17 protein-coding genes and 1 other RNA gene are annotated in these 22,281 nt (G+C 71.7%); 10 read left to right on the top strand and 8 right to left on the bottom strand.

The window, feature by feature from the left end:
* The first annotated feature begins 205 nt into the window (after positions 1–205).
* The 10 genes from ligA to murD all read left to right on the top strand — a co-directional run bounded on the left by ligA (position 206) and on the right by murD (position 13,146).
* Complete coding sequence (gene ligA, locus AAHG03_RS23620) at positions 206–2,650, top strand: NAD-dependent DNA ligase LigA (protein ID WP_342153652.1); 2,445 nt, start codon at positions 206–208, stop codon at positions 2,648–2,650.
* A gap of 32 nt (positions 2,651–2,682) precedes the next feature.
* On the top strand, positions 2,683–2,823 hold the full coding sequence (locus tag AAHG03_RS23615) for a hypothetical protein (RefSeq protein ID WP_342153651.1): 141 nt from the start codon (positions 2,683–2,685) through the stop codon (positions 2,821–2,823).
* Positions 2,824–2,870: 47 nt separating this feature from the next.
* Positions 2,871–3,273: RNase P RNA component class A (rnpB, locus tag AAHG03_RS23610), an RNA gene on the top strand.
* A gap of 405 nt (positions 3,274–3,678) precedes the next feature.
* Entirely contained in the window at positions 3,679–4,716 is a 1,038-nt protein-coding gene (gene rsmH, locus AAHG03_RS23605) for a 16S rRNA (cytosine(1402)-N(4))-methyltransferase RsmH (protein ID WP_342153650.1), read from the top strand.
* The gene (ftsL, locus tag AAHG03_RS23600; protein WP_342153649.1) at positions 4,713–5,141 is read left to right on the top strand and encodes a cell division protein FtsL; all 429 of its coding nucleotides are present in this window, start codon (positions 4,713–4,715) and stop codon (positions 5,139–5,141) included. Before rsmH ends, ftsL begins: the two co-directional genes overlap by 4 nt.
* Before the next feature lie 53 nt (positions 5,142–5,194).
* A complete protein-coding gene (locus AAHG03_RS23595; RefSeq protein WP_342153648.1) occupies positions 5,195–7,015 on the top strand; it encodes a peptidoglycan D,D-transpeptidase FtsI family protein in 1,821 nt (606 codons plus the stop codon).
* Positions 7,016–7,243: 228 nt separating this feature from the next.
* Positions 7,244–8,707, top strand: a complete 1,464-nt coding sequence (locus AAHG03_RS23590; RefSeq protein WP_342153647.1) for a UDP-N-acetylmuramoyl-L-alanyl-D-glutamate--2,6-diaminopimelate ligase — start codon at positions 7,244–7,246, stop codon at positions 8,705–8,707.
* 277 nt (positions 8,708–8,984) lie between these two features.
* Positions 8,985–10,442 (top strand): UDP-N-acetylmuramoylalanyl-D-glutamyl-2,6-diaminopimelate--D-alanyl-D-alanine ligase, encoded by a 1,458-nt coding sequence (locus AAHG03_RS23585; RefSeq protein ID WP_342153646.1) that lies wholly within the window; start codon positions 8,985–8,987, stop codon positions 10,440–10,442.
* Positions 10,443–10,547: 105 nt separating this feature from the next.
* Positions 10,548–11,630: a phospho-N-acetylmuramoyl-pentapeptide-transferase gene (gene mraY, locus AAHG03_RS23580; protein ID WP_342153645.1), complete on the top strand. Its 1,083-nt coding sequence runs from the start codon at positions 10,548–10,550 to the stop codon at positions 11,628–11,630.
* 151 nt (positions 11,631–11,781) lie between these two features.
* Complete coding sequence (murD, locus tag AAHG03_RS23575; protein WP_342153644.1) at positions 11,782–13,146, top strand: UDP-N-acetylmuramoyl-L-alanine--D-glutamate ligase; 1,365 nt, start codon at positions 11,782–11,784, stop codon at positions 13,144–13,146.
* Positions 13,147–13,283: 137 nt separating this feature from the next.
* Here murD and AAHG03_RS23570 read toward each other — a convergent pair whose 3' ends face one another.
* From AAHG03_RS23570 to AAHG03_RS23535, 8 genes are all read right to left on the bottom strand, one after another.
* The gene (locus tag AAHG03_RS23570; protein WP_342153643.1) at positions 13,284–14,000 is read right to left on the bottom strand and encodes an RlmE family RNA methyltransferase; all 717 of its coding nucleotides are present in this window, start codon (positions 13,998–14,000) and stop codon (positions 13,284–13,286) included.
* A 60-nt stretch (positions 14,001–14,060) separates the two neighbouring features.
* Positions 14,061–15,173: a Ppx/GppA phosphatase family protein gene (locus AAHG03_RS23565; RefSeq protein WP_342153642.1), complete on the bottom strand. Its 1,113-nt coding sequence runs from the start codon at positions 15,171–15,173 to the stop codon at positions 14,061–14,063.
* 146 nt (positions 15,174–15,319) lie between these two features.
* The gene (locus AAHG03_RS23560; RefSeq protein WP_342153641.1) at positions 15,320–16,462 is read right to left on the bottom strand and encodes a glycosyltransferase family 2 protein; all 1,143 of its coding nucleotides are present in this window, start codon (positions 16,460–16,462) and stop codon (positions 15,320–15,322) included.
* Positions 16,459–17,214: a lysophospholipid acyltransferase family protein gene (locus AAHG03_RS23555; RefSeq protein WP_342153665.1), complete on the bottom strand. Its 756-nt coding sequence runs from the start codon at positions 17,212–17,214 to the stop codon at positions 16,459–16,461. The genes AAHG03_RS23560 and AAHG03_RS23555 overlap by 4 nt, the downstream gene beginning before the upstream one ends.
* Positions 17,215–17,534: 320 nt before the next feature.
* A complete protein-coding gene (locus AAHG03_RS23550; protein ID WP_342153640.1) occupies positions 17,535–19,067 on the bottom strand; it encodes a phytoene desaturase family protein in 1,533 nt (510 codons plus the stop codon).
* Positions 19,068–19,174: 107 nt separating this feature from the next.
* Positions 19,175–20,017, bottom strand: a complete 843-nt coding sequence (locus AAHG03_RS23545) for a type 1 glutamine amidotransferase (protein ID WP_342153639.1) — start codon at positions 20,015–20,017, stop codon at positions 19,175–19,177.
* A gap of 105 nt (positions 20,018–20,122) precedes the next feature.
* Complete coding sequence (locus AAHG03_RS23540; RefSeq protein ID WP_342153638.1) at positions 20,123–21,322, bottom strand: ABC transporter permease; 1,200 nt, start codon at positions 21,320–21,322, stop codon at positions 20,123–20,125.
* Positions 21,319–22,272: an ABC transporter ATP-binding protein gene (locus AAHG03_RS23535; RefSeq protein WP_342153637.1), complete on the bottom strand. Its 954-nt coding sequence runs from the start codon at positions 22,270–22,272 to the stop codon at positions 21,319–21,321. Before AAHG03_RS23535 ends, AAHG03_RS23540 begins: the two co-directional genes overlap by 4 nt.
* Positions 22,273–22,281 lie beyond the last annotated feature (9 nt).

The raw sequence follows: 22,281 nt of genomic DNA, 5'->3' as shown, positions 1-22,281 counted from the left end.
CAAGCATCCTCCCACCCACTCCCCTCATCCTGAGGTGCGGAGCGAAGCGCAGCCTCGAAGGAGGGCTCCAGCGGAGCGCGCGATCCCTGGAGCCCTCCTTCGAGGCCCGTTTCGCGGGCGCCTCAGGATGAGGGGAGTGGGTTGGATAACGGTATCACCAGCAAAAGCGGCTGCCCGCCGCCCGCGCCTGCGCTAGAACGCGCCCATGTCGCGCTCCCCGATCTCCGCCGCCGTCGACGCCCTCACCGAGGAGGCGGCGGGCGCCCGCCATGTCGCGCTCTCTGAGGAGATCGCCGAGGCCGACCGGCTCTATCACGGCGAGGACGCGCCCGAGATCTCGGACGCGGAATACGACGCGCTGCGCCGCGAACTCGAACTGATCGAGGCGCGCTTTCCCGCGCTCGCCGGCACCGGCCGTGCCTCGGTGTCGGTCGGCGCCAAGCCGTCGAGCCGGTTCGAGAAGGTGCGGCACGCGGTGCCGATGCTCTCCCTCGGCAACGCCTTCGCCGACGAGGAGGTGGAGGAGTTCGTCGCGCGCGTGCGCCGCTTCCTCAATCTCGGCGCGGACGAGCCGGTCGCCTTCACCGCCGAGCCGAAGATCGACGGGCTGTCGCTGTCGCTGCGCTACGTCGACGGACGGCTCGACACGGCGGCCACCCGCGGCGACGGCGAGGTCGGCGAGAAGGTCACGGCCAACGCGCTGACGGTGAAGGACATCCCGGAAACGCTCGCGGGCACCGGCTGGCCGAAGGTGCTGGAGGTGCGCGGCGAGGTCTATCTCTCGCACGCGGATTTTTCCGCCATCAACGCACGGCAGGAGGAGGCGGGCCTGCCGACCTTCGCCAACCCGCGCAACGCCGCCGCCGGCTCGCTGCGCCAGAAGGATGCCGCGATCACGGCGTCGCGCCCTCTGCGGTTCTTCGCCTATGCCTGGGGCGAGGTGTCGGAGCCGTTCGCCGACAGCCAGTCGGCGGTGCTCGACCGGTTCCGGGGCTGGGGCCTGCCGGTGAACCCGCGGACCAAGCTGTGCCGCTCGACGGAGGAAATGATCGCGCATTACCGCGCGATCGAGGCCGAGCGGGCCGATCTCGGCTACGACATCGACGGCGTCGTCTACAAGGTAGACGACCTCGGGCTCCAGAAGCGCCTCGGCTTCGTCTCCCGCGCCCCGCGCTGGGCGCTGGCCCACAAGTTCGCCGCGCAAGAGGCGATCACGCAACTGCTCGCCATCGACATCAATGTCGGCCGCACCGGCTCGCTCAACCCGCTGGCGCGGCTGAAGCCGGTCACGGTCGGCGGCGTGGTGGTGTCGAACGCCACCCTCCACAACGAGGGCTACGTGCAGGGCGTCGGCGGCGACGGCGAACCGATCCGCGAGGGCCGCGACATCCGCGTCGGCGACACCGTCATCGTGGTGCGCGCGGGCGACGTGATCCCCAAGGTCATGGACGTAGTGCTCGACAAGCGCCCGGCGGACGCCGTTCCTTTCGTCTTCCCCGAGACCTGCCCGGCCTGCGGCAGCCGGGCGGTCCGGGAGTTGAACCCGCGCACGAAGAAGATCGACGCGGTGCGGCGCTGCACCGGCGGCCTGATCTGCCCGGCGCAGGGGCTGGAGCGGCTGAAGCACTTCGTCTCGCGCAACGGCTTCGATCTCGAGGGGTTCGGGCAGACCTATATCGAGGTGCTGTTCGACAAGGGCCTCGTGCGCCAGCCCGCCGACCTGTTCCGGCTGACGTTCGAGCCGCTGAAGGCCGCCATCGTCGCCCGGCGCGAAGAACTCTCGGCGCAGCGGCGGGCGGAGGGCGAGCCGCCCCCGAAAAAGCCGACCAAGAAGAAGGGCGAGGAGGAGGACAAGGCGATCCACAACCTGCTCGCCTCGCTCGACGCGCGGCGGAAGATCGCCCTCAACCGCTTCCTGTTCGCGCTCGGCATTCCCCATATCGGTGAGTCGACCGCCAAGGCGCTCGCCAAGCGGTTTCCCGACATGCAGGCCCTGATGGCGGCCCTCGACGCGGCCGCGGCAGCCCAGGCCGGCCGCGACTGGCTGGAGCTTTCGGCGCTGCCGCGGATCGGCCCCGGCACCCGCGACAAGCTGTTCGAGACCCTCGACCCGACGCCCGGCGAGCAGATCGAGGGCTTGAGCCTCGGCGCGCGGCTGCGGGCGCGGCTGACGCCGTCGCAGCGCGAGGCGGTGCTCGCCCATTACGGTAGCGAGGCGGAGGCCGAGGCCGCGCTGGAGCGGGCCGCCAGTCAGAAGCCGGGCGATGCCTACCGCGTCTTCGCCGACGACGGCGAGATCGGGCCCGTGGCCACCGACTCGCTGATCCAATTCTTTTCCGAGGACCACAACCGGGATGCGGTGCTGGCACTGCTCGCCGAGGTCGAGACGACGCCGCTGGAAGCCACGGCCTCGGCGGCGGCGTTTTCCGGCAAGACCGTGGTCTTCACCGGCACCCTCGAAAAGATGACCCGCAGCGAGGCCAAGGCCACCGCCGAGCGGCTGGGCGCCAAGGTCTCGGGCTCGGTCTCGGCCAAGACCGACCTCGTGGTCGCCGGCCCCGGCGCCGGCTCGAAGCTCAAGGACGCCGAAAAGCACGGCGTGAGAGTGGTGTCGGAGGACGAATGGCTCGGGATGCTGGCGCAGGCGTGAGGGCGGGGCAGGGCACCCGCGACCACGAGAGGATGGACGACGCGACCTTGCGCGCGCGGGTGCGGGAGGCGCTGGACGATGCGAGTCCTCCGATCCCGGCGGATCGCGTGTTCGCCGAGTTGCGGGCGCATCACGAAGCCCGCGTGAAGGCCGAGCGGCCGGCCGGCGTGTGATCCGCGCTTGACCCCGCCCCCCCGCCCGGCGCAAGTCCGGCGCCGGATCAGTCGGCCGGGCAGCCGCTCCGCGTCAGCGGGGAGGAAAGTCCGGGCTCCATGGAGAGGCGGTGCCGGATAACCTCCGGCGGGGGCGACCCCAGGGACAGTGCCACAGAGAGCAGACCGCCCCGCAGGCCCTCGTGGCTTGTCGGGGTAAGGGTGAAAGGGTGCGGTAAGAGCGCACCGCGGACGCGGCAACGCGGACGGCACGGCAAACCCCACCGGGAGCAAAACCGAATAGGGGCGACACGCCCTTCCCCTCGGGGGAGGGCAGGCCCGCTCTCCAGGCCCGTCGCCCGGGTTGGTTGCTCGAGGCGGTCGGCAACGACCGTCCCAGAGGAATGGCTGCCACGCTCACGGGTTCGCCCATGAGCCCTACAGAACCCGGCTTACAGGCCGGCTGATCCACCCTTCCAAAAATCGCGAAAACCGTCGTCCGAGCGATGCGCGGACCCGCCCGCGCGGGGGCCGGCCCCCGGCTTTTCCGCCCCGCATTAGCGCTCGGTTAACCTTGCTGGGGTCTGATCCGGGGCCGCCCGAATGGCCGAGCTCGTTGACGCGTTTCGAGGGCCTATGTTACCCCGCGCCATCCCGTTGACGCCCGATACCGGATCGGCCGACACTCGCTCAGGTTGCCTGGCGAGGCGTTCGGCGCGTGTCCAGGGCCGACGCACCGGCAACGCCACCATCGTCCGGGCCGCGGCTGTGTGGTCCGCCCACGCAGCAGGCCATCATGCATTCTCCCCCGCCGGAGACCGTCGGAGCCGCCCCGCGGCCCTGCGCTGGACGACTCGACCTTTGGAAGGGCGCCCGATGAGCCGCCCGCCGCGCCGGCCGCAGGGCGACCATGCCCGCCACGTCCCCGTGCTGCTCGCCGAGGTGCTGGCCGCGCTCGACACCAGCCGCGGCGGCCTCGTCATCGACGGCACCTTCGGGGCCGGCGGCTACACGCGCGCGATCCTCGACGCGCATTCCGATCTCCATGTCGTCGCGATCGACCGCGACCCGACCGCCATCGCGGCCGGCGCCGAGATGGTGCGGGCGGCGCAAGGCCGGCTTCGCCTCGTGCCGGGCCGCTTCGGCGATCTCGACACGCTGCTCGCCGGCATCGGTGAGGAACAGGCCGACGCGGTGGTGCTCGATATCGGCGTGTCGTCGATGCAGCTCGATCAGGCCGAGCGCGGCTTCTCGTTCCGCCAGGACGGGCCGCTCGACATGCGCATGGGCGGCGAGGGACCGTCGGCGGCCGACATCGTCAACGAGGCGGAAGAGGCGACGCTCGCCGACATCTTCTATCACTTCGGCGAGGAGCGCCGTTCCCGCGCGGTCGCCCGCGCCATTCTCGAAGCGCGCCGCCGCGGCCGGATCGAGACCACGAGCCAGCTCGCCGACCTCGTGGCGAGCGTGGTGCGGCCCGAGCCCGGCAGCCCGATCCATCCGGCGACCCGCGCCTTCCAGGGCCTGCGCATCGCGGTCAACGACGAACTCGGCGAGCTGGTGCGCGGCCTGCACGCCGCCGAGCGCATCCTGCGGCCCGGCGGGCGGCTCGCGGTGGTGACCTTCCACTCGCTCGAAGACCGCATCGTCAAGCAATTCTTCGCCGCCCGCAGCGGGCGCGCCTCGCAGGGCTCGCGCCACATGCCGGGCGTCGAGGCACCCGCCCCCAAGAGCTTCCGGCTCGTCACCAAGGGCCCCGTCCTGCCCTCCGAGGCCGAGACCGAGGGCAACCCGCGCGCCCGCTCGGCGAAGCTGCGCGCGGCCGAGCGGACCGAGGCGGCCCCGCCGCCGCCGCTGTCGGCCATCGAGGCGCTGGCGAGCCTGCCGGCCGTGCAGAAGGGGGGACGGCGGTGATCCGGCTTCTCAACGTCCTGGCGATCGCCGGCCTGATCGGCTCGGCGATCTACGCCTACTCGATCAAGTACGACACGCTCTATCAGGCGGGTCAGGTCTCGAAGCTCAAGAGCGCCCTGCATAAGGAGCGGCAGGCCATCGCCGTGCTGCGGGCCGAGTGGCAGTTGCTGACCCGGCCGGACCGGCTCCAGGCCGCGGTCGAGCGCCATCTCGCGCTCGAACTGATCGGCGACGAGCACCTCGCCCGTATGTCCGACCTGCCGGCCCGCCCCGACCGCGGCGACGAGATCGGCCGGCTGCTCGCCTCCACGGCGACGCCGACCGCGACGCCCAAGGACAAGCCGCTCAACGCCCGCGACGAGCCGCGCACCACCGGCTCGGTCGCGACCCGCACCGTCTCCACTCGCCCGCCGGCCACGAGGTAGCGTTCGCCGTGTCGCACGACTCTTCTCAGGAGCCGTCCACCCAGGAGACGGCGATGTCCGATCCGACCGTCGAGGTGCCGCCGGTCGCGCTGCAGGCGGATGCCGGCCCCGAGCGCGTGGTGGCGAGCGAGCCGCCGGCCTCGGCGCTCACCCGCTTCACCCGGACGATGTTCCGGCTCGCCATCGAGCGCTCACATTCCCGCGTCGCCATCGTCGGCCTCGCCTTCGCCGCGGTGTTCGGCGCGATCTCCCTGCGGCTGATCGTGGTGGCGGCCACGCCCGCCGACAACAGCAACGACCACCGCGTCGCCGCCGCCGCGACCACGGCGGTGCGGCCCGACATCATCGACCGCAACGGCGAGATGCTGGCCACCGACATCCGCACCGTCTCGGTCTTCGCCGAGCCGATCCGGATGGCCCGCACCTTCGACCGCGACGAGGCGGTGGAACTCCTCACCGCCGTCCTGCCCGAGCTGAACGCGGCGGAGCTGCGCGCCAAGCTCTCGTCGAAGAAGGGCTTCGTCTGGATCAAGCGCGAGATCACCCCGAAGCAGCAGCTCGAGGTCCACCGTCTCGGCATTCCCGGCGTCGGCTTCCTGCCCGACCACAAGCGGGTCTACCCGAACGGCACGGCGGCCGCGCACATCCTCGGCGTGACCAACCTCGACAATGTCGGCATCGCCGGCATCGAGAAGTACATCGACATGCAGGGCAACCGCGCGCTCAACGAGTTCGGGCTCGCCACCAAGCAGACCGACCTGAAGCCGGTCCAGCTCTCCATCGACCTGCGCGCCCAGTTCGCGGTCCGCGACGAACTCGTGAAGGGCGTCGAGCACTTCAAGGCCAAGGCCGGCGCGTCGATGATCATGGACGTGAACACCGGCGAACTCATCGCGCTCGCCTCCTACCCGGATTTCGACCCGAACGAGCCGAAGGACGCGCTGTCCGACGACCGCATCAACCGGATGAACGTCGGCGTCTACGAGATGGGCTCGACCTTCAAGGCGATGACGCTCGCCATGGCGCTCGATTCCGGCAAGTACAACGTCAACTCCACCTTCGACACCCGCGGCGGCGTGCTGCACTGGGGCCGGCAGAAGATCCACGAATACCACGGCACCAACCGCGTCATCACCATGCCGGAGGTGTTCACCCACTCCTCCAATATCGGCTCGGCCAAGATGGCGCTCGGCGTCGGCGTGCCCGGCCACAAGGCCTTCCTGAAGAAGATGGGCCTGCTCGACCGGCTGCGCACCGAACTGCCGGAATCGGCGATGCCGATCATCCCGCCGCGCTGGACCGAGATCAACACCATCACCATCGCCTTCGGCCACGGCCTCGCGGTGGCACCCCTTCAGGCCGCCGCCGCGGTCGCCGCCATCGTCAACGGCGGCGAGCTGATGACGCCGACCTTCCTCAAGACCTCCGAGGCCGAGGCCCACGCCAAGTCGACCCGCGTCATCAAGCCCGAGACCAGCGAGGCGATGCGCTTCATCATGCGCCTCAACGCGGTGGAAGGCTCGGCCAAGAAGTCGGCGGTGCCGCTCTACTATGTCGGCGGCAAGACCGGCACGGCCGAGAAGGTCATCAACGGGCGCTACGTGAAGAACCGCCTGTTCACGACCTTCACGGCGGCGGCCCCCATGGACAAGCCGAAATACCTCTTCGTCACCATCATGGACGAGCCGCAGGGACTCCCTGAGAGCGGCGGCTACGCCACCGCCGCCTGGAACTCCGGCGTGGTGACGGGCCGGATCATCGAGCGCACCGCCCCGGTGCTCGGCCTGCCGCCGAAGTTCGAGCCGCCGGCCAAGCCGTTCCCGCTGATGGTCAAGCTCGGGGCGTATCACGCGCTGCAGACGGGTGGGCCGTGATTGCCGCCCGCACCGGCGAATTGGATAGGGCGCTCTCCTCCCCACGGACCTCGGGCTTGCCCGAGATCCGCATCTTACTTGCCTAGATCGGGCAGGCCCGATCTAGGTGGGGAGGAGGTAGGAGGTGGGGGTCGGGCAGAAGGCACCGCTGCGGTCCCTCCTGCACCACCCCCACCCCTGACCCCTCCCCGCAAGGGGGAGGGGAAAGCGCGCACACGGGAGCCTCGCATGAGCCAGCCCACCCTCGGCCATCTCTTCGGGGACGCCGCCACCGATCACGCGGCAAAGCCCGTCGCGGGCCTCACCGCCGACAGCCGCCGGGTCGTGCCCGGCGGCGTCTTCGTCGCCGTGCCCGGCACCACGGCCGACGGACGGCTGTTCGCCGCCAAGGCGTCCGAGGCAGGTGCCATCGCCGTCGTCGGCGAGGGCGAGCGCCCGGCCGATCTGCCCCAGGCCACCGCCTGGATCGCCGTCGCGGACGCCCGCCGCGCCCTGGCGCTGGCCGCCGCCCGGCTGTCGGGCCGCCAGCCCGAGACCGTGGTCGCGGTCACCGGCACCAGCGGCAAGAGTTCGGTCGCCGACTTCGTGCGCCAGATTCTCTCCCGCATCGGCCGCGACTCGGCGAGCCTCGGCACGGTCGGCATCGTGACGAACCGCGGCGCCGCCTACGGCTCGCTGACGACGCCCGATCCGATCACCCTGCACCAGACCCTGGCGCGGCTCGCCGACGAGGGCATCACCGATCTCGCCATGGAGGCTTCCTCCCACGGCATCGAGCAGCGCCGCCTCGACGGCGTGGAACTGAGGGCGGCCGCCTTCACCAATCTCGGCCGCGACCATCTCGACTATCACCCGACCGTCGAGGATTACCTCGACGCCAAGCTCCGGCTGTTCACCACGCTCCTGCCCAAGGGCCGCCCGACGGTGATCAACGCCGACGGCGCCTATGCCGAGCGCGTGATCGGCACCGCGGACGCGGCCGGCCACGCCATCCGCACCACCGGCCGCCACGGCGACTTCATCCGCGTCCTCGACGCCCGCACCGAGGGTTTTTCGCAAGCCCTCACGCTCGCGCACGGACGCGACACGCACGAGGTGCGGCTGCCGCTGGTCGGCGGTTTTCAGGTCGAGAACGCGCTGGTCGCCGCCGGCCTCGCCCTCTCGACGCCGGCCGGGGAAAAAGACCCGGCGGCGGTGTTCGCCGCGCTCGATCATCTCACCGGCGTGCCCGGCCGCATGGAGCGGATCGGCGAGGCCAACGGCGGGCTCTGCCTCGTCGATTACGCCCACAAGCCCGAGGCGCTGGAACACGTGCTGACGGCTTTGCGCCCCTTCGCGACGGGCCGGCTCGTCGTGGTGTTCGGCTGCGGCGGCGACCGCGACCGGGGCAAACGCCCGATCATGGGCGACATCGCCGCGCGGCTCGCCGACCGCGTGATCGTCACCGACGACAACCCCCGCACCGAGGAACCGACGAGCATCCGCGCCGCGATCCTGGCCGCCGCGCCCGGCGCCGAAGAGATCGGCGACCGGGGCGAGGCGATCCGCGCGGGCGTGCGGGGCCTGAAGCCCGGCGACGTGCTGGTGGTGGCCGGCAAGGGCCATGAAACCGGCCAGATCGTCGGCACAAGCGTGCTCCCGTTCTCGGATCACGAGGTTTTACGCGCCGCGATCGCTGAGGTGAACGGATGACCGCTGCATTCTGCGCCGCGCTCAACCCTCCCCCCCACGGATATCGGGCTTGCCCGATATCCGCACTCTTAAGTGCCCAAATCGGGCAGGCCCGACTTGAGATGGGGGAGGGTGGCCCCCGAAGGGGGTCGGGAGAGGGGAACCACGGTTCCGCTTGGCCGCCCTCGACCCGAACTCTCCGGAACCGTCGCTCCCCTCTCCCGTCCGCTCCGCGGACACCCTCCCCCGCGGAGGGGGGAGGGTTTTTTCGCGCGCCCTTCGTCCAAGAGATTGCCCGATGACCGACCTCTGGACCCCGGCCGCCCTCGAATCCGCCACCGGCGGCACGCTGCACGGCGCGCCGCGCCCGATCGGCGGCGCCTCGATCGACACCCGCACGCTTGAGCCCGGCGACCTGTTCTTCGCCATTCGCGGCGAGGCCCGCGACGGCCACGACTTCGTGCGCGCGGCGCTGGAGAAGGGCGCGGGCGCCGCCGTCGTCGCCCAGTCCCGCGCGGAAGAACTCTCGGCCTACGGCCCGGTGCTGGCGGTGCCGGAGACGTCCGACGATCCGGTGCTGGATGCGATGCGCGCCATCGGCACGGCCGCCCGCGCCCGCACGAGCGCCGCCATCGTCGCGGTGACGGGCTCGGTCGGCAAGACCGGCACCAAGGAGGCCCTGCGACACGTCTTCGGCGCGCAGGGCGAGACCCATGCCTCGGTCGCTTCCTACAACAACCACTGGGGCGTGCCCCTGACGCTGGCCCGCATGCCCGAATCCGCCCGCTTCGGCGTGTTCGAGATCGGCATGAACCACGCCGCCGAAATCCTGCCGCTGGTAGCCCAAGTGCGGCCGGACGTGGCGCTGATCACCACCGTCGAGCCGGTCCATATCGAGCACTTCCCCTCGCTCTCGGCCATCGCCGACGCCAAGGGCGAGATCTTCTCCGGCCTCGCGCCCGGCGGCGTCGCGGTGATCAACCGCGACAACCCGAACTTTTCGCGCATGCTCGCCCACGCCCACGCCTCGAAGGCCGGCCGGGTCATCACCTTCGGCGAGCACGAATCGGCGGATGTCCGCGCGCACCGCATCCTGACGCGGCCCGACATCTCGGTGGTCGATGCCACCGTGATGGGCTTAGCCGTGACCTACCAGCTCGGCACGCCGGGCCGGCACGTCGCCATGAACTCGCTCGGCGTGCTGGCCTGCGTCCACGCGCTGGGCGCCGACCTCGCCCGCGCCGCCCTGTCGCTGGCGGGCCTCAAGCCCCCGGTCGGGCGCGGCGAGCGCACGGCGCTCCGGATCGCCGACGGCGACGCCTACCTCGTGGACGAGAGCTACAACGCCAACCCGGCCTCGATCCGCGCCTCGTTGGCGACGCTCAGTGGTATCGACACGGGTGGCAAGGGCCGCCGCATCGCCGTGCTCGGCGACATGAAGGAACTCGGCGAGGCGGGCGAGCGCCTGCACCGCGAACTGGCGGACGCCGTGCGGGCGAACGGCATCGACCTCGTCTTCACCGCCGGCCCGCTGATGCGCCACCTGTTCGAGGCGTTGCCGATGGAAAGCCGCGGCACCGCCGCCCCCACGGCCGACGAGTTGATCGACGCCGTGGTCGCCACGCTCCGCCCCGGCGACGCCGTGATGGTCAAGGGCTCGAACTCCATGCGCATGGTCCGGATTGTCGAAGCGGTCAAAGCCCGCTACGCGCTGCCCCCGGACCAGCGCGAAGCCTCGCTCCAGGCGGTTCGCTGAAGACAATCGACGGTCGGGCCTTTTTCGCGCCCGCCCAATCGTGAGGTTGCCCGCGTCCAGCGCGGTCGAACTCGAAAAGAACTTGGCCGCGCGCGGACGGAACCGATGCTCTATCTCCTGTCGGAACTGAGCGGCACGCTCACGCCCCTCAACGTGTTCCGCTACATCACCTTCCGCACCGGCGGCGCGCTGTTCACGGCGGGCTTCTTCGTGTTCTGGTTCGGGCCGTGGATCATCTCGCTCCTGCGCATCCGCCAGGGCAAGGGCCAGCCGATCCGCGAGGACGGGCCGGCCAGCCACCTGACCAAGCGCGGCACCCCGACCATGGGCGGCCTGATGATTCTCGCCGGCGCCATCGTCTCGGTGCTGCTGTGGGCCAACCCGCGCAACCACTACGTCTGGGTGACGCTCGCCGTGACCCTCGGCTTCGGCGCGATCGGCTTCTACGACGACTACCTCAAAGTGACGAAGCAGTCGCACAAGGGCTTCTCCGGCAAGTTCCGTCTCCTGCTCGAATTCGCCATCGCCGGCGCCGCCTGCCTCCTGATCTCGATCTACTCGCCGGTCTCGCTCCAGAACCAGCTCGCCTTCCCGGTGTTCAAGGACGCGCTGTTGAACCTCGGCTGGTTCTGGGTGCCCTTCGCCGCCTTCGTGATCGTGGGCGCGGGCAACGCGGTCAACATCACCGACGGGCTCGACGGGCTGGCCATCGTCCCCGTCATGATCGCCTGCGGCACCTTCGGCATCATCGCCTACCTCGTCGGCAACTCCTTCACCGCGGGCTACCTGCAGGTGAACTACGTCCGCGACACCGGCGAACTCGCCGTCGTCTGCGGCGCGGTGATCGGGGCGGGGCTCGGGTTCCTGTGGTTCAACGCGCCGCCCGCGCAGATCTTCATGGGCGACACCGGCTCGCTGGCGCTCGGCGGCCTGCTCGGCTCGATCGCGGTGGCGGCCAAGCACGAGATCGTGCTCGCCATCGTCGGCGGCCTGTTCGTGCTGGAGATCATGTCGGTGATCATCCAGGTGCTGTCGTTCAAGCTCACCGGCAAGCGCGTCTTCCGCATGGCGCCGATCCACCACCATTTCGAGCAGAAGGGCTGGAAGGAGCCGCAGGTCGTGATCCGCTTCTGGATCATCGCCGTGATCCTCGCCCTCGTCGGCCTCGCCACGCTGAAGCTGCGCTGACCGCCTTCCCTCCCCCTTGCGGGGAGGGTTAGGGTGGGGGTGGTTCAGAAGGCACCGCCGCACTCCATCCTGCACCACCCCCACCTCCGGCTCCTCCCCGCAAGGGGGAGGAGAGGCCCCTCGCTGAGGGCGCCGCCAGGAAGCGATCGCCATGACCCCCGCCACCACCTTCGCCGGCCAAAAGATCGCTCTGTTCGGCCTCGGCGGCTCCGGCCTCGCCACCGTGCGCTCGCTGCTGGCGGGCGGGACCGATGTGCTGGCCTGGGACGACAACGCGGGAAGCCGCGACCGCGCCCGCGATCAGGGCATCACCGTCTCCGACCTGCGCGAGGCCGACTGGTCGGGCTTCCAGGCCCTCGTCCTGGCGCCGGGCGTGCCGCTGACCCACCCGGAGCCGCACTGGACCGTGCCGCTGGCGAAGGCCGCCGGCGTCGCCATCATCGGCGACATCGAGATTTTTTGCAGAGAGCGCGCCGCTCTGGCCCCTGACGCGCCCTTCGTCGCCATCACCGGCACCAACGGCAAATCGACCACCACCGCGCTCACCGCCCACGTCCTGCGTGAGGCCGGCCGCGACGTGCAGATGGGCGGCAACATCGGCACCGCCATCCTCTCGCTGGAGCCGCCGGCCGCGGGCCGTGTTCACGTCATCGAACTCTCGACCTTCCAGATCGACCTCACGCCCTCGCTGGCGCCGAGCGTCGGCGTGCTGCTCAACCTGACGCCGGACCATCTCGACCGCCACGGCACCATGGAGAACTACGCCGCGATCAAGGAGCGGGTGGTCGCGAATGCCGGCCTCGCCGTGGTCGGCGTGGACGACGCGTGGTGTGCGGCCATCGCGGCCCGGCGCGGCGAGCCCCGCGTACGCATCCACGTCGAGGGTCACGGCGGTGAGGCCGGCGACCTGATCGTGCAGGGCCCCCGCATCCTCGATGCGGACGGCACCGATCTGGCCGACCTCACCGGGATCGGCTCGCTGCGCGGCGCCCATAACGGCCAGAACGCGGCCGTGGCGGTCGCGGTCGCCCGCGCGTTGGGGATCGAGGGCGCGGCGCTGGCCGCCGCCCTGAAAAACTTCCCCGGCCTCGCCCACCGCATGGAGGGCCTGGGGCGCCGCGGCCGGGTGCTGTTCGTCAACGATTCCAAGGCCACCAACGCCGACTCGACCGAGAAGGCGCTGCTCGCCTTCCGCGACATCCACTGGATCGTCGGCGGCAAGGCCAAGGAGGGTGGCATCGAGCCGCTGAGCCCGCTGTTCGACCGCATCGCCCACGCCTACCTCATCGGCGCATCGAGCGACGCCTTCGCGGCCACGCTGGAGGGCAGGGTGCCCTACACCCGCTGCGAAACCCTCGAAGTCGCGACCGAAACCGCCGCGAAGGCGGCGGCCGCCTCGGACGCCCCCGAGCCCGTGGTGCTGCTGTCGCCGGCCTGCGCCTCCTACGACCAGTTCCCGAACTTCGAAGTCCGCGGCGAACGCTTCCGCACCCTGGTGCAGGCTCTGCCGACGTAAGCCCAATATCGGGATCCCAAAGGACGAGTCCTTTGGCGGGGTACCGGGGCAGAGCCCCGGCATCCCTTCCAACCAGGGCTCTGCCCTGGACCCGCGAAAGGACTAGTCCTTTCGAAACCTGGGACCGGCCGAGGCGACTACTCTTCGTCCGCGGCGTCCTCGTTTTCGGCAACGCCACGGAAGCCCGTGGCGAGCACGTAGAGTTCGCTCGAATCGGCGCGGCTCGCCGCCGGCTTCACGTGGCGGACCACGGCGAAGTCGCGCTTGAGGTCGGCGAGCAGGCTGCCCTCGGTGCCGCCCTGGAACACCTTGGCGAGGTAGGCGCCCCCCGGCGCCAGGATCTCGCGGGCGAAGGCCGCCGCGGTCTCGGCCAAGCCGATGATGCGCAGGTGGTCGGTCTTCTTGTGGCCGGTGGTGTTGGCCGCCATGTCGGACAGCACGAGGTCGGCCCGGCCGCCGAGCAGCTCGGTCAGGCGCTCCGGCGCGGTCGGGTCGAGGAAGTCGCCGGTGATGAAGGTCGCTCCCGCCATCGGCTCGATGTCGAGCAGATCGATGCCGACGACCCGGCCGGTCTCGCCCACCGTCTTGACCGCGACCTGGGCCCAGCCCCCCGGCGCGGCGCCGAGATCGAGCACCTTCTGCCCCGGCTTCAACAGCTTGAAGCGCTCGTCGATCTCCACCAGCTTGAACGCCGCGCGCGAGCGATAGCCCTCGCGCTTGGCCCGGGCCACGTAGGGGTCGTTGAGCTGGCGCTCCAGCCAGCGCTTCTGCGACAGCGTGCGCCCGCGCCCGGTCTTCACCCGCTGCTTCAGGTCGCCGCGCAGACCGCCCGATCCGCCTCGCCGGTCGCTCATGATCCCGTCCTCTTCACCCCGCCGTCCCTATCGGAACCGGAACGGCGCGGGAAGGATGCCTCAGCGATACCGCCCCCGGCGCCACACGCCGTCCTCGCGCATCATGTTCATCAGCAGGCCCTCGCGCAGGCCCCGGTCGGCGATGCGCAGGCGCTCGGAGGGGAACACCCGGCGGATCGCCTCTAGGATGGCGCAGCCCGCGAGCACGAGGTCGGCGCGGTCGCGGCCGATGCAGGGGTTGTCGGCGCGCTGCTCCAGGCGGGTGTCGAGCAGGTCCTCGATGGCGTCGCTGACCTCGAAATCGCTCATCCACAGGCCGTCGACCCGGCGCCGCTCGTAGCGGGCGAGCCGCAGGTGCATGGCCGCGAGCGTCGTTACGGTGCCCGACGTGCCGAGCAGGTGGAAGTAGGGCGCGGTCGCCGCCGCCGCCGCGCGGATGGCGAAGGGCGAGAGCAGGTCGCCGACCTCCTCGACCATGCCCTCGAAGGTCAGCCGCGTCACCTCGGTGCCGCCGTGGCGCTCGGCCAGCGTCACCACGCCGACGGGCAGCGAATCCCAGGCGCGGATGCGCAAGGTCGGGTCGGTCGAGGGGTTGGCCGCCGCGCCGTCGAGCCACGCGATCTCGGTCGAGCCGCCGCCGATGTCGAAGATTACCACCGATTCGGCGCGCGGGTCGGCGAGCGCGGCGCAGCCGGTGACGGCGAGGTAGGCCTCGGTCTGGCGATCCACGATCTCGAGATCGAGCCCGACTTCGGCCCGCACGCGGTCCACGAACTCGGCGCCGTTGATGGCGAGCCGACAGGCTTCCGTAGCGATCACCTTGGAGCGGGCGACGCCGCGGGCCTTCATCTTGGCCTTGCAGATGCGCAGGGCCTCGACCGTGCGCTCGATGGCGGCCTCGGTCAGGCGGTTGGAATTCCCCAGCCCCTCGCCGAGGCGGACGATGCGCGAGAACGCGTCGATGACGCGGAAGCCGTTGGGCGTCGGCTCGGCGACGAGCAGGCGGCAATTGTTGGTGCCGAGATCGAGGGCGGCGTAGGCGTCGCGGCGGCCGTAGCGGGTCGGATAGGGCTCGATCGGCCGGCCGCCCACGACCGTGCGGGCGCCGTCCCGCGGGTCTTGCGGGTCGGCGGCGGGGCGAGCCGACACGGCGGCGGCGCTCTCATCCCTCATGGACGCGGCCGAGATTCCTGAACGCACGCGGACACGGCAGCACGCCGCACCATCGTGGCCTCGAAGCTACAGGCGTTGCCCGGCAACTGCAAAGGCTCGATCGCGCGACGGGCCGATTTTGCCGGCCGATCGTCAGGATGCCGTCGTCAGGACGATCCGGGCGGGGCGGTGATCGGATAGCGCCGGCCCTTCCACACCGCGACGCCGGCGCGGTCCGGGCGCAGCAGCGCGTTCCACTGGATCGCCAGCGCCGTGCAGACGGTCGCCGGGTGCAGCGGCACGGTGGCAGCGGGCTCGCGCACCACCGGGGTGATCGCCATCCGGGTCGCCAGCGACAGGAGCGCGGCCCCCGCCGCGACCCAGGCGGCGGACGCGTTGCCCGCCAGCAGCGCCAGGAGCAGCACGGGCCAGGGCAGGACGTGGCCGCCGAACAGGAGCACCGTCCACACCGGCAGGGCGCGGGGCGTGGCCATGCCCTCGCGGGCGTTCTTCGAGAAGCCGGCCCAGCTCTGGGGCCAGTCGCGGTACATCCGGCAGGTCGCGAGCGCGTGGCCGGCGACGAGGTCGGTGCGCAGGTGCTGGCCCCGGAACAGGCGCGGCAGGCGCACGCCGTCGTGGAGCGAGGTGCGGATCGCCTCGTGGCCGCCGCTGGCGCGGTAGGCCTCCGCCCGCATCAGGATCATCTGGCCGCAGGCCGCTCCCAGCGACGGATCGGGCGAGAGCCGCATCATCGCCATCGGCAGGTAGCCGATCAGCAGGAAGTTGATCATCGGCACGGTCAGGCGCTCGCCGACGCTTTCCATCACCTGCCGCGGCACGCCGCTGACGAGGTCGGCCCCCGTCCGCCGGGCATGGGCCGCGAGCCCCGCCGCGCCGTTCGGCGCCAGGGTCACGTCGGCGTCGAGGAACAGGAGATGGTCGCCGCGCGCCTCGCGGGCGAGCACGGCGCAGGCGTGGTTCTTGCCGGTCCAGCCCTCGGGCAGGGCGGGCACGGCAACGAGGCGCAGGCGCGGGTCGGTCTCGGCGATTGCTGTGACGATGGCGGCGGTGTCGTCGGTGGAGTGGTCGTCGCCGACCAGCACCTCGACCGCGATGCCGGCGCTGGCGAGCGCGGCGCGCACCGTGCCCTCGATCACCCCCGCCTCGTTGCGGGCCGGGATCAGGATCGAGACCAGCCCCGGCGCCTCCGGCTCCGGTTCGGGCGTGCGCAGGATCGAGAGGTTGATCGCCGCGAGACAGGCCGGGAGTGCCGCGAGCGCGAGGGTCAGCAGGGCGAGCGTCAGGATCATGGGTCCGTTTCCCGTCCCGCGGCGCGATGCCCGGATTCGAAGCGGCGCCCGGTGAGCATCGCCCCGAGCCGCCGCCAGCCGTCGTAGATGCCGCCGACGCCGCGCTTCCCCGAGACCAGCGTCTCGAACCGGGAGGGATCGCGGGCAATGACGTCGGCGGAGAGCCGGTCGAGGGTGTCGGTCAGGGCGGCCTCCATCCGGGCGAGGCGCTCGGGCCGGGGCAGGGCGAGGAGGTCGCCCGCCCGGATCGGCGCCCCGAAGGCGCAGAACGCCTCCGCGCCCCGCTCCTCCCAGAAGGCGTATTCGAGGGCGAGCGGCAGGACCAGCGCATCCGGCGCGATCTCGGGCACCCGGACGATGCCGCCCTTGAGGCCGAGCGGGCGGGCGCGGGTGTCGCTGAACCGCCCCTGCGCGGTGATCCATAGCGCGCGGCCCGGCCCCGCCAGCACGGCGCGGGCGGCGGTGAGGAACTGCGCCGCGCCGCGACGGCTCTCCAGATCGACCGGGAAGGCGCCGATGCGGCGGAAGATGCCGTAGCGCTTGAGCATCGCCTCGTCGAACGGGGCGTAGCAGGCCCGCTTCGGAAACAGCCGGTCGCCGATGAGGATCAGGATCGCCGCATCCCACCACGCCGGATGGTTGCAATAGACCACGAGCGGCGTGCCGGCCTCGACGGAGGCGGGAACGCCCCAGCGGGCGAGCCGCAGGGCGTTCATGTGGCGGCGCGCGAACCGGTCGAGATAGCCGGTCATGAAGCGCCAGACGAACGGGGAGCGTTCGGGCAGATCGGGTGGTGCGGTCACGGGGCGGTGCTCGGATACGTCACGGCTCTCAGGTTCGTCCGGCGGAGCCCCGTCGTTTGGTCCGGTCGCGGTGCGCGCTCTCTTCCCCCTTGCGGGGAGGAGTTGGAGGTGGGGGTGGTGCAGAAGTCACCGCAACGCCTCATCCTGAACCACCCCCACCCTCAATCCCTCCCCGCAAGGGGGAGGTAACCCGCGCCCTATCCGTGAGGCGAAGCATCAAACGGGAAACGGCATATCCGACCGCTGGTGCCGAGAGGACTCAGCCCCCGTCACGCGCTGGCGCGCAGCTCCGGCTCGGCCCGGCCGCGGATGTCCTGATCGAGCGCGTCGGCGGCGATCCAGCCCGACATCATCACCATCGGCATGCCGGGGCCGGGATGGGCAGCGCCGCCCGCGAGGTAGAGGCCGCGCACCTCGCGCGAGCGGTTGCCCGGCTTGAACGCGCCCAGCATGCGGCCGTGCGAGGCCAGCCCGTAGATCGCGCCGTTCAGCACCTTGTAGCGGTCGTGGATGTCCTGCGGGGTGAGGTGGCGCTCGACGACGATGCGCTCCTCAATGTCCGGCATGCCGCCGGTGCGCTTCAGCTTCTCCAGGATGGTCCGCCGGTAGGCCGGGAACATCTTGGACCAGTCGTGGTGCGGGCGCAGATACGGGGTGTGGACCAGCACGTAGAGCGCCTCGCCGCCTTCCGGCGCCACGCTCGGATCGGTGGAGGAGGGGGCCGCGAGATAGGCGGTCGGGTCCGGGGCGGGCTCGCCCTTGCGGTAGATGAAGTCGAACTCCTCTTCCGGGTCGCGGGAGAAGACGAAATCGTGGTGGGCGAGGTGATCGTAGCGCTTGTTGAGGCCGAGATAGAGCACCACGCCGGAGCAGGCCGGCTCGAAACTCTTCTTCTCGTAGGTCTTGCCGACCTCGCCGCCGACGAGTTCGCGGTAGGTGCGCACCGAATCCATGTTGGAGATCACGGCATCGAACGGCGCCGTGCCGCTCGCGGTCTTCACGCCGCGGATGGCACCACCCTGGATGTCGAGGCCGGTCACCTCGTCGGAGGATTTCAGCGTCGCGCCGAGTTCGGTCGCGAGCTTCATCAGGCCTTCGGCCACCGCGCGGGTGCCGCCCATCGGATACCAGACGCCCTCGGCCGTCTGCATGTGGGCGATGGCGCAGAGCACGGCGGGCGCGCCGTAGGGCGAGGAGCCGACATATTGCACGAAGTGGTCGAGCATCTGCGCGAGGCGCGCGTCCTTCACCTTGCCGCGGATCGTGCTCGCGACGGTTGCGTGCATGCGCAAGGACAGCACGTCGCGAAGCGTGCCGGGGTTCATGTTGGCGCGGATGTCGATCGTGTCGAACAGGTCCTGCACCGCCTTCCAGAAGAAGAACCGTTCCGAGACGCCGTGCAGGTGCTCGGAGACCGCGATGAATTTCTTGTAGCCGATGCCCTGGCCCGGCGCGAAGCGGTCCATGGAGGCCGCCATGGCGTCCACGTCCTCGATCAGGTCGATGCGGGAATTGTCGTCGAAGAAGCAGCGCCATTGCGGGTCGAGGCGGCGCAGGTCCATGTAGTCGTGGACCGACTTGCCGGCCTCCGCGAACACGCGCTCCAGCACGCGCGGCACGGTGAGGATGGTCGGGCCCATGTCGAAGCGGAAGCCGCCCTCGTGCAGCACCGCGGCCTTGCCGCCCATCCAGGAATTCTTGTCGTAGACGGTGACGCGGTGCCCGCGGGCCGCCGTCACGCAGGCGGCGGCCAGACCGCCGAGCCCGCTGCCCACCACCGCGACCGAGGAACCCTGGCTCATCGAAACTCATCCCCGCCGGGGCTGAGGCGCCGGCTTACACGGCAAAGCTAGATGCGGGATGCGGCGGGTCAACGTGCCACCCGGTCGCGCTGCCCCCGGAAAACACCTCAACGTGTGGACAGCCGCGCCAGGAAATTACCGATCTCCCGGCGGCGCTGCCCCGAATCGAGCAGATCGGGCCCGAGGCCGTGGCGCCACGCGAGGCGGCTACGGGCCTGCGCATCCCCCTCGCCCAACGCCCGCACCTCGTCGGCGTAGGCCGCAACCGCGGCTTCATCCGCGGCGAGCCCCGCCTCGACCACGGATTCGGCGCTGAGCGTCAGCATCGCGGCGAGTTCGTCGGGATCGACCTCCGGGTGGTACTGCGTGCCCCAGAACAGGCCGCGCGCGAAGCGGATCTCGATGGCCTGCACGTCGAGCACCGCGTTGGCGGCGAGCACGCGGGCGCCGGGCGGCGGCGCCAGCACCGAATCGGAATGGATCGCGGGCGCGTCCCAGGCCGAACCGCGGCCCACAAGCAGGGGATGGCCGGCCCCCTCCGCTGTCGGCGCGAGGCGGCGGGCGAAGCCGTATTCGGGCCCGCGCGGGTTCGGGCCGACCGTGCCGCCCGCCACCGCGGCGGCGACCTGGATGCCCCAGCACGAGCCGAAGATCGGCAGACCGGCGGCGAACGCCGCGCGCATCAGGTCGAGCTGGCGTTCGACGGCGGGACCGCCCTCGGTGAGGCGCAGGGTCGAGCCGGTGACGATCAACCCATCGGCCTCGTGCAGGCCGAGGCCCACGGGCAGGGCAGCGTCGGCGTCGGCGGGCGCGATCAGCACGCACTCGGCGTGCGGGGCAAGGTCGGTCACGACCTCGGCGAAGGATTCGGCGGTGGTCCGGCCGAGCACGTCGCGGCGCGTGGCGCGGCCGTCGCGGTCGTTCCCGTCGGCAATCAGCAGGCGCGGCATCGCGTCCTCGGTGCGGTGAACCCGAGCGCGGCGAAGCCCGGACCGGGGCTGTGCCAGATTTGCCTGTTCCGGTCGCGGGGGCGGGAGGCCGCGGGGCGATCCGCCTCAGCGTGTCCGCCGCCCCACCAACCCCAACGCTGCCGCGAGCCCCGCTCCCGCCAGCCCGGCCAGCACGACCCAAGCCGGCCACGCCGCGGCGGCGCCTTCGCCGAGCGCGGTCTGGTAGGCTTCGATCGCCCAGGCGTTGGGGGTGAGCCAGCCGGCCTGTTGCAGCCAGGGGGGCATGAGGAAGCGCGGCACCATGCTGCCGCCCACCGCCGAGAGCAGCAGCACGCCGAAGGTCGCGGCGAGATGGGCCTGCTGGCGGGTGGAGGAGAGGGCGCAGGCCGCGAGCGCCAGCCCGGCCGCCATGGCGGAGACCAGCGCCGAGGTGACGAGCCAGCCGAGCCAGTGGCCGGAGACATCGACGCCGTGGAGCAGGGCGGCCGCCGTGAAGATCAGCCCGGCCTGGACGATGCCCTGCAGCAGCAGGAACAGGAATTTGCCGAGCACGATTACCCGCAACCCGCCGGGGCCGGCGGCGAGGCGGTCGGCCAGCCCGCCTTCGCGCTCGTCCACCAGCGAGAGCGCGCCCTGCATCGCGGCGAACAGCAGGAACACGGCGGTGATGGCGCCGGCATAGTAGCTGATGCGCTCGTTGCCGCGGCCGGTAGCCGCGGAGCGGGTCTCGACGAGGTTGGCGAAGGAGAACGGCTCCTTCTTGGCCCGCTGCTCGGCGAACGCCTCGTCGAGGAAGGCGCGCTCGTCGGCGCCGATCTTTCCCGAACGCTCCACGTCGGCGACGATGCGCGAGAGCACCACGTCGGGCAGCGCGCCGTTGAGCGCGCGCTGGAGCTGGCCGAGCGCGATCGGGCTCGCGAGCGCGCGGGCCGGGCTCTCGACCAGCACCACCGGCTGGTCGGCGGGCGCCGTCCCGCTCTGCGCCGCGAGTTCACCCCGCAGGACGAGCGCGACATCGACCTCGCCGCGGCGGACCGCGGCGACCGCGCCCTCGACATCCGCGGCGCGCAGGCGCTCGACCCGCAAGCTCGGCTCGGCCTCCAAGGCGGTGGCGAGGCGCTGCGTCGTGGCGGTCTGGGCGAGGTCGATGAGGCCGAGATGGATGCGGACGCGGTCGCCCAGCGCGCCGGAGAAGATCGCGGCGAAGATCGTGAAGATGACGGTGGGAAGGACGAAGGCCATCGTCAGCGCGGCGCGGTCGCGCAGCAGCGAGAGCCACATCACCCGGAACGCCGCCGCGATCACGCCGCCGCCTCCGATGCGCCGAGGGCGTCGCGGTAGAGGGTTTCGAGGCCGGGGCGGCGGACGCGGATTTCGGCCGCGGGCACGCCGCGCCCGCGCAGGCTCGCCAGCAGGGCCGCGCCGTCGAGCCCGCCCGCGGCGCCGTGGTCGGCGCGCCAGAGCCGGGCGTCGCCCGCTTCCGGGGCGAAGCCGGCCTCGCGGAGCGCCGCCTGCGCCGCCGGATCGGGGGCCGCCTCCATCACCGCCTCATGCTCCGGGGGCGCGGCGGCGAGCGGGCGCATCAGCGCGGCGAGATCGCCGGCCAGCCGCAGGCGGCCCTCGCCGAGGATGGCGACGCGGTCGGCGAGACGCTCGGCTTCCGTGAAATCGTGGGTGCTGACGATGACGCCCGCACCGGCCGCGCGCAGGCCCGCCAGCACCGCGTGGATCGCGGCGCGGGCGTCGAGATCGACGCCCTGCGTCGGCTCGTCGAGCAGGATCAGGTCGGGGGCGGCGAGCAGGCTCGCGGCGATGTTGGCCCGGCGCTGGTAGCCGCCCGACAGCGTGGCGACGGGGCGGCCGGCGACCGCTTCGAGGGCGCAGCGGGCGAGCACCGATCGAACCGCCTCACGGCGGGCGCCGCGCCCCAGCCCGGCGAGGCGGGCGAACACGTCGAGGTTTTCCGCCACGCTCAGGCGCGGATAGAGCGCGATCTCCTGCGGCACGTAGCCGATGCGCCCGCGCACCGCGCGATCACCGTGCGGGTCGCCGCCGCGCACCCGAATGCTCCCGGAATCCGGAGCGAGCCGCCCGGCGAGCAGGCGGATCAGGGTGGACTTGCCGGCCCCGTTCGGCCCGAGCAGGGCCAGGGTGGTGCCGGCCTCCACGGTGAGGTCGAGGCCGCGCAGGGCCGGCCGGCCGCGGAAGGCGAGGGCGGCGCCCTCGACGCGCACGAGGGGCGACGGGACGCTCACGGGAAGGGA

The sequence above is a fragment of the Methylorubrum subtropicum genome, assembly GCF_038442325.1.
Classification (GTDB): domain Bacteria; phylum Pseudomonadota; class Alphaproteobacteria; order Rhizobiales; family Beijerinckiaceae; genus Methylobacterium; species Methylobacterium subtropicum.
The sequence above is the reverse complement of the archived record's forward strand: the minus strand, read 5'-3'. Positions and strand labels throughout refer to the sequence as shown.

Bases quoted from the DNA above. Each gene is read 5' to 3' on its own strand.
- ligA (WP_342153652.1), top strand. From the start codon at position 206: ATGTCGCGCTCCCCGATCTCCGCCGCCGTCGACGCCCTCACCGAGGAG.
- AAHG03_RS23615 (WP_342153651.1), top strand. From the start codon at position 2,683: ATGGACGACGCGACCTTGCGCGCGCGGGTGCGGGAGGCGCTGGACGAT.
- rsmH (WP_342153650.1), top strand. From the start codon at position 3,679: ATGAGCCGCCCGCCGCGCCGGCCGCAGGGCGACCATGCCCGCCACGTC.
- AAHG03_RS23595 (WP_342153648.1), top strand. From the start codon at position 5,195: ATGTCCGATCCGACCGTCGAGGTGCCGCCGGTCGCGCTGCAGGCGGAT.
- AAHG03_RS23590 (WP_342153647.1), top strand. From the start codon at position 7,244: ATGAGCCAGCCCACCCTCGGCCATCTCTTCGGGGACGCCGCCACCGAT.
- AAHG03_RS23585 (WP_342153646.1), top strand. From the start codon at position 8,985: ATGACCGACCTCTGGACCCCGGCCGCCCTCGAATCCGCCACCGGCGGC.
- mraY (WP_342153645.1), top strand. From the start codon at position 10,548: ATGCTCTATCTCCTGTCGGAACTGAGCGGCACGCTCACGCCCCTCAAC.
- murD (WP_342153644.1), top strand. From the start codon at position 11,782: ATGACCCCCGCCACCACCTTCGCCGGCCAAAAGATCGCTCTGTTCGGC.
- AAHG03_RS23570 (WP_342153643.1), bottom strand. From the start codon at position 14,000: ATGAGCGACCGGCGAGGCGGATCGGGCGGTCTGCGCGGCGACCTGAAG.
- AAHG03_RS23565 (WP_342153642.1), bottom strand. From the start codon at position 15,173: ATGAGGGATGAGAGCGCCGCCGCCGTGTCGGCTCGCCCCGCCGCCGAC.
- AAHG03_RS23560 (WP_342153641.1), bottom strand. From the start codon at position 16,462: ATGATCCTGACGCTCGCCCTGCTGACCCTCGCGCTCGCGGCACTCCCG.
- AAHG03_RS23555 (WP_342153665.1), bottom strand. From the start codon at position 17,214: ATGACCGGCTATCTCGACCGGTTCGCGCGCCGCCACATGAACGCCCTG.
- AAHG03_RS23550 (WP_342153640.1), bottom strand. From the start codon at position 19,067: ATGAGCCAGGGTTCCTCGGTCGCGGTGGTGGGCAGCGGGCTCGGCGGT.
- AAHG03_RS23545 (WP_342153639.1), bottom strand. From the start codon at position 20,017: ATGCCGCGCCTGCTGATTGCCGACGGGAACGACCGCGACGGCCGCGCC.